This window comes from Pontibacter sp. BAB1700, from assembly GCF_000277005.1.
In the GTDB taxonomy this organism is placed as follows: Bacteria; Bacteroidota; Bacteroidia; order Cytophagales; family Hymenobacteraceae; genus Pontibacter; species Pontibacter lucknowensis.
The window spans coordinates 1-5,951 of the sequence record NZ_AKIS01000229.1 but is presented as its reverse complement, the minus strand read 5'-3'; the positions used below and the strand labels follow the sequence as shown (position 1 = coordinate 5,951).

General features: G+C 51.9%; 8 protein-coding genes. 5 read left to right on the top strand and 3 right to left on the bottom strand.

Annotated features, from left to right (window positions below):
* Nucleotides 1-50 precede the first annotated feature (50 nt).
* The 3 genes from O71_RS20475 to O71_RS22280 all read right to left on the bottom strand — a co-directional run bounded on the left by O71_RS20475 (nt 51) and on the right by O71_RS22280 (nt 1,880).
* A complete protein-coding gene (locus tag O71_RS20475) occupies nt 51-437 on the bottom strand; it encodes a hypothetical protein (protein WP_007660960.1) in 387 nt (128 codons plus the stop codon).
* Nucleotides 438-744: 307 nt separating this feature from the next.
* On the bottom strand, nt 745-1,140 hold the full coding sequence (locus tag O71_RS20470) for a hypothetical protein (protein ID WP_051017836.1): 396 nt from the start codon (nt 1,138-1,140) through the stop codon (nt 745-747).
* A complete protein-coding gene (locus O71_RS22280) occupies nt 1,113-1,880 on the bottom strand; it encodes a hypothetical protein (RefSeq protein ID WP_051017835.1) in 768 nt (255 codons plus the stop codon). Before O71_RS22280 ends, O71_RS20470 begins: the two co-directional genes overlap by 28 nt.
* A gap of 133 nt (nt 1,881-2,013) precedes the next feature.
* On the opposite strand from O71_RS22280, the gene O71_RS20460 reads away from it, so the two are divergent.
* The 5 genes from O71_RS20460 to recO all read left to right on the top strand — a co-directional run.
* A complete protein-coding gene (locus O71_RS20460) occupies nt 2,014-2,238 on the top strand; it encodes a 2Fe-2S iron-sulfur cluster-binding protein (RefSeq protein ID WP_007660958.1) in 225 nt (74 codons plus the stop codon).
* 25 nt (nt 2,239-2,263) lie between these two features.
* A complete protein-coding gene (locus O71_RS20455) occupies nt 2,264-2,857 on the top strand; it encodes a thymidine kinase (protein ID WP_007660956.1) in 594 nt (197 codons plus the stop codon).
* A 90-nt stretch (nt 2,858-2,947) separates the two neighbouring features.
* Nucleotides 2,948-3,877: a hypothetical protein gene (locus O71_RS20450; protein WP_040575039.1), complete on the top strand. Its 930-nt coding sequence runs from the start codon at nt 2,948-2,950 to the stop codon at nt 3,875-3,877.
* Nucleotides 3,808-5,253, top strand: a complete 1,446-nt coding sequence (locus O71_RS20445) for a two-component regulator propeller domain-containing protein (protein WP_081490555.1) — start codon at nt 3,808-3,810, stop codon at nt 5,251-5,253. Before O71_RS20450 ends, O71_RS20445 begins: the two co-directional genes overlap by 70 nt.
* Nucleotides 5,254-5,951 (top strand): DNA repair protein RecO (gene recO, locus O71_RS20440; protein ID WP_007660954.1); only part of this gene is annotated, 698 nt, incomplete at its 3' end.

Genomic DNA, 5,951 nt, shown 5'->3' with positions numbered 1-5,951 from the left:
CGCCCTAAACGTTTAGAGCGGCTTCTTCTATAAGTGCTTTCGGGTTATTTCTAGGCAGTTAGGTAAAATTCTCCTTCGTGTCCATGCGCACGCTGGTTCTTGAAGCGACCAATATCAGTCTGCATATTCTCGTAAATTTCCAAAATTTCTTCTGAATCCTGTGTCAACGGTTTTATGTGCTCAAGCAGTAATTTAGCTGCCAGCGGATAGAACTTAGAGTCGTCCGTATTTTTGGCATTTACTTTAAAACTGCTTACATGCGTTTCCAGCTTTTTCAGGCTAGGGTGTTCGCCCTTGAACTCCTGTATGGTGTCGCGGAGCTTCTCCCGTATCATCAGGTACAAATCCTCTTCGAAGGTCATCCCGAAGTCATCATCCTCCTCTTCATCATCGAAGCTGTAATCTAAGTCTTCATCGTAATCGAAATCGTCTCTCATGGCTGATAATAAGGTTATTTTGAATTGTTAGTACGCACAGTTGTTCTTTGGGTGTTGCATAAAGTATACTGTTTTCTTTCCGAACAGATACATAAAAGCAGGGCAGCATCTGATTTAAGCTCCCAAAGAAAATGCATAAATAATGTTTCGTATTCGTTTTTGCAATGCCTCAGGGCACACCTGTATTGAATTATTTTGCTGTTGAAAAAAATGTGACGGGATATTGAATTGAGATTAAAGCGGATAGGCATAAAAAAAGACCTGCTCCCGAAGGAGAGGTCTTCTCTGTAATGTCGACTGCCTGTGCTTAGGAGAACTTGCGTTCGATCAGGCGGAGCAGTTTGTTTACGCTGTCCTGCTTCTTGCTCCAGTCATATTTGCGGGCCAGGTCATGGGTGACAAAGTGCATCGCCTCTTCCGGAGTTCTGAACTGGTCTAGCTGCTGGATGGTGTTGTAGTAGGTCATGTTGTCGCCGTCGAACAGCTCGTTGATGAAGCTGAAACGCTGGTTGATCGAGATAGAGTTTTTAAGCGACTCAATCTTACGGTTGCTCAGCGAATCGCCAATAGAAGCGGAAGCAGGCTTACTGAATTTCTCGTTCATAGTCGGACGCTCCGCCTTAAAGCGCTCGTTTAGGTTATTGTCTGAGATGGCGGCAGGTCTGGGTGCAGCTGCTACCGGCGCGGGAGCAGGTGTAGCCACAGGTGCAGAGGCTTCTCGTTGTGCCATATGGATAGCGCTACCACATCCTTTTCCTCCACAGGAGCGGCCGGCGTAGGCTTGGCCAGCGAAGCAGCATAAGCAGCCAAAGGCGAGATCTGCTCCTGTCTGATCTCTTCTTCTGTAATTGGCAGTAGGCTGTTGAATGCTTCCAGTACTTCTGACAGCGGCGCAATGCCATCACGGTTAGCGTTCAGGTATAGCCTGAAGCGGCTCAGGATATAATCGCGGTCGCGGTTGGAAGGGGAGAGCGTGCCTATAAAGCCTGTAAACAGTTGTTTGTCCAGGTCAATGTACTTCAGGTTCTCCTGCAGTTTGGGCAGCGTGATGTCTTCCTGAATGCGCAGGAATTTCTCTTCGAAAGTGGCTACTGGTGCCAGCTTGAGCAGGAATGTGTCGTAGATCGCCTTCTGAAGGAGCGGCTCAAAAGCATCGCGCTTGATCAGGATTTTGCGCGAGAGCACATTCATAAAGTTGAGCAGCGCTTCCTTTACCTCTTCATGCTCATAGTCAAAGTAGGGGCTGCGCAAGTTGGCCATTTCGTGGTGCCACTTGAGCAGGAGCTCTTTTATTACAAACAAATTGACCTGTTTAATGGGCGTAAAGCCAATTAGTTGGGGTCCGTTAATCGTGTCGTGCGCAGCAAAGTGACGGTCACAAAGTACATTTGCCAGTTCTTTGCTGTAACGTTCAAGCCTTAATTGATTATATTTGTCTTCCATTGGTATACCTTTCTTTCGTAAAGTTAATAAATAATATGCCAAACTTAACGGTGCAAAACCTGTTCGATCGGCAGGTAAAAGTGGCACCCGGCCAAACACTGCTGCAGGCCATACAAGCCGAGGCATCGACTGGATGCACGCCTGCGGAGCCAAGGGGCGCTGCACCACCTGCCGCATCATTGTGCAGGAGGGGCTGGAGCACTTCGGGCCGCTCACTGACAGCGAGCAGCGCTACCGTGAAAGAGGCCGCCTACAAGCTAACGAAAGACTAACCTGCCAGTGTACATTAGTAAGCGGAGATGCCCAGGGCCGCGTGCCCCGGCAGACCATGCTCCCGCACATGAAGTATAGCAACTAGCCAATCAGCCATTACGAAATAGTACATGTTTATAGAACCGCGCGTAGGTAACGAAAACCACGCAATCAGAAGAGGGTGGATAGAGGTGATCTGCGGATCGATGTTTTCGGGGAAGACCGAGGAGCTGATCCGGCGACTGAACAGGGCCAAGATCGCCAAGCAGAAGGTGGAGATATTCAAGCCGACCATCGACAAGCGCTATCATGAAGAGGATGTGGTGTCGCACAACGCCAATGCCATACGCTCTACACCGATAGACTTTGCGCAGGACATGCTGCTGCTGGGCGGCAGCTGCGATGTGGTAGGTATAGACGAAGCACAGTTCTTTGACGACGGCCTGGCTGAGGTATGCGTGAAGCTGGCCAACAGTGGCGTGCGTGTGATCGCCGCCGGCCTGGACATGGACTACCTGGGCAAACCCTTTGGACCGATGCCGGCTTTGATGGCGGTGGCCGAGTATGTGACTAAAGTACATGCCATCTGTGTGCAGTGCGGTGATATTGCGACTTACTCTTTCCGCAATGCTTTATCAGAGCAGCAGGTGCTGCTGGGTGAAACGGAATCCTACGAAGCCCGCTGCCGCCACTGTTTCCAGGAGGGAATCAAACAGAAGAAATAAATTGGTAGTGCTATACATGTGGCCGAGGCCGCAGTGTGTTGCATATGATTCCTGATAAACTAAGCGAGACCCATACCTAAATTTATACCTGTGCCGAAGCTGCTTTTGCGTCTGCTATACCTGTCTGTAGTGCTGCTTTGGCTGCCAGCAATGGTGCAGGCACAGAGTCCGGTAGGTATAGGGCAGTGGCAGCTTCACGTACCCTATACCCAAGGCAGGGCCGTGGCCGATGCCGGTGACCGCGTATACCTGGCAGCTGATCAGGGCCTTTTTTATTATGACAAGGAGTACCGGAATGTGCAGCCCATTACCCGTATCGACGGACTGAGTGAGCAGCGCATCAACACCATTGGCTACGATCCGGAAACAGCTACACTTGTTATCGCCTACGCCAACGCCAACATCGACCTGCTACAGGAGAACCGCATTGTCAATTTATCGGCTCTGCTCCGGATAGCCATCGACGGGGACAAAACCATTCATCATATTCACATCCATCAGAAGACAGCCTACCTCTCCACTGCTTTTGGCGTAGTGGTGGTTGACCTGGCCCGGCAGGAGATTAGAGACACTTATACCAACCTGGGGCCTAATGGCGAACGCATGGCCATAAAGGTAAGTGCTGTGCAAGGCGATTGGCTATACCTGATGACGGACCGGCAGGTATGGCGTGCCAATCGTCTGACAAGCAATCTTAAAGATTTCCGCAGTTGGCAGGCAGTATCTACTGGCCTTCCACAAAATGCCAACCTAACTGCCATGGCCTCTTTTCAGGATCAGGTATACCTGGCAGTGGCAGGTCACGGACTTGGGATACTCCGGCAAGGCACTCTGGAGTCAGTGCCTATACCTGAGGTTGGTACCATTATACACTTACAGGCTTCTACCAATAACCTGCTAGGGGTTACAGAACAGGTGTTTTGCTGGTCGACAACCGTAGTGCAGCTTCCATGTTGCAGCACTCAGGCATGCAGGCGCCGCGCATGGCTGTGCAGGATGCTGACGGCACGACCTGGATAGCAGACAGACGCAGCGGCCTGATCGCCTGGGGACTTGAGAGTGAGCCAAAATCCTTTATCCCGCCCGGGCCTGCATCCAGCAACAGTTTTCGGGTAGCTGCCGGTAATGGCGTAGTGTATGTGCTCAGCGGAGGATACAACGAAAACTACCAGCCGCTTAACCGCACCGACGGCTACTACGGCTACCAGGACGGACAATGGTATAACAACAGCCCTGCTTTGTCGCCGGCAGGTGGCACGCCGCTCCGGGATTTTGTGGATGCTACTTACAATCCGGTGACGGGTCAGGTATACATGGCTACCTACGGGAATGGCTTGCTGGTCTGGAAAGGAGAGGAGCAACCGCTGCTGTACAATGGTACTAATAGTACGCTACTCAGCACTCAGCCAACTACCGACCGTACCGAGCATGTACGCTTGACCGATGTGGCCGTAGATGCTGCCGGGCAGGTATGGGTGGTGAACCGCCACCAGGTAGCCGGTGCACCGGGCTTGCATGTGCTGCGTCCTGACGGGGAGTGGCAGGGGTTCAGCCTGCCAGGTATAGCCGATAACAGCAGCCTGGAGCGACTGGCGATAGATGACAATGGTTACAAGTGGTTGAGCATTAGTAGGGAAAGTAATGTGCGCACTGGCTTGGTGGTATACGACGAGGCAAGACAGCAGGTACGGGAGCTCAGAGCCGGAACAAGCAATGGCAACCTGCCAAGTGGTGCCGTATACGGCATCACTAAAGATAGAAATGGCGATATGTGGGTTGGGACAGCCGCTGGTGTGGGTGTATTTTACAGCACAGCCGCTGTGTTTTCTGGTCAGCCATACGATGCACGCATTCCGATTATTGAGGGGCGTCCGTTACTGGGAGGGCAGCTGGTCCGTGACATAGCCGTGGACGGCGCTAACCGCAAGTGGATGGCAACTGACAACGGACTCTGGCTTTTTAGCCCGGATGGAGATCAGTTGCTGCAGCACTTTACAGCCCTGAACAGTCCATTACCCTCTAACAAAGTATTATCAGTGGCTATTGAACACCGCTCAGGCGAAGTGTTTGTGGTGACAGACCAAGGGGTCGCTTCGTATCGCTCGGGTGCCACAATCACGGAAGGAAAGCCTGAATGCGCTCAGGTATACCCGAATCCGGTGCGGCCTGATTATACCGGTCTGATTGGCGTATCCGGATTGCCGAACAATGCTGATGTGCGCATCACCGACATCAACGGCACACTGGTGTACAAAGCAAAAGCTACTGGCGGAACCCTCACCTGGGATGCCCGCGGGTACAACGGCAAGCGTGTCAAAGCCGGTGTATACCTGGTCTTCGCCGCTGACCGGGAGGCCCGTCAAACCTGTATCACTAAAATAGCCGTACTGGAGTAAATGTTAGTCAAGACAAGAGGCATCGTACTCAACTATATCAAGTTTCGCGAGTCGTCGATCATCGCCAAGGTATATACCGAGCAACTGGGTGTGCAGTCGTATATCGTGAACAGCGTGCGCAAGAAGGGCACAGGCTCCCGCATTGCCCTGTTTCAGCCCTTCACGCTGCTGGATATGGTGGTCTATACCTCCCAAAAAGGCGGCTTGACGCGCATCTCCGAGTATAGGAGCGCTTATCCATACGCGACCATACCTTTCGATATCCGCAAGAGCAGTATCCTGTTGTTTCTGTCCGAAATGGTGTCACGCACTATTAAAGAGGAGGAGGAGAATCCGGCGCTGTTTCACTTTCTTTTCAACGCCATCATCGAGTTTGATGAACTGCAGGATCATTTTGAGAACTTTCACCTGGTCTTTCTGCTGCACCTGAGCCATCACCTGGGTTTTGGGCCGAGCAGCGGGACGGAGATTGTAGAGCAGGTGGCTTTCTCTCCCAATGCACAGTCGTTGACCGATGCCCCTCCCGTGCTGGCGTTGCAGGCTTACGAGCAACTTTTTGATCAGCTGCTGCATACGCCAGCGCAGGCGGCTATACCGAACGGTAAGGTGCGTCGCGAAATGCTTTCCATCCTGATCCGGTATTACCAACTCCATGTAGAGCGGCTGGGCGAGATAAAATCGCTGGCCATCTTATCAGA

Coding starts and splice junctions, on each gene's coding strand:
- O71_RS20460 (WP_007660958.1), top strand. CDS start 2,014: ATGCACGCCTGCGGAGCCAAGGGGCGCTGCACCACCTGCCGCATCATT.
- O71_RS20445 (WP_081490555.1), top strand. CDS start 3,808: ATGTTGCAGCACTCAGGCATGCAGGCGCCGCGCATGGCTGTGCAGGAT.
- O71_RS22280 (WP_051017835.1), bottom strand. CDS start 1,880: ATGGAAGACAAATATAATCAATTAAGGCTTGAACGTTACAGCAAAGAA.
- O71_RS20455 (WP_007660956.1), top strand. CDS start 2,264: ATGTTTATAGAACCGCGCGTAGGTAACGAAAACCACGCAATCAGAAGA.
- O71_RS20475 (WP_007660960.1), bottom strand. CDS start 437: ATGAGAGACGATTTCGATTACGATGAAGACTTAGATTACAGCTTCGAT.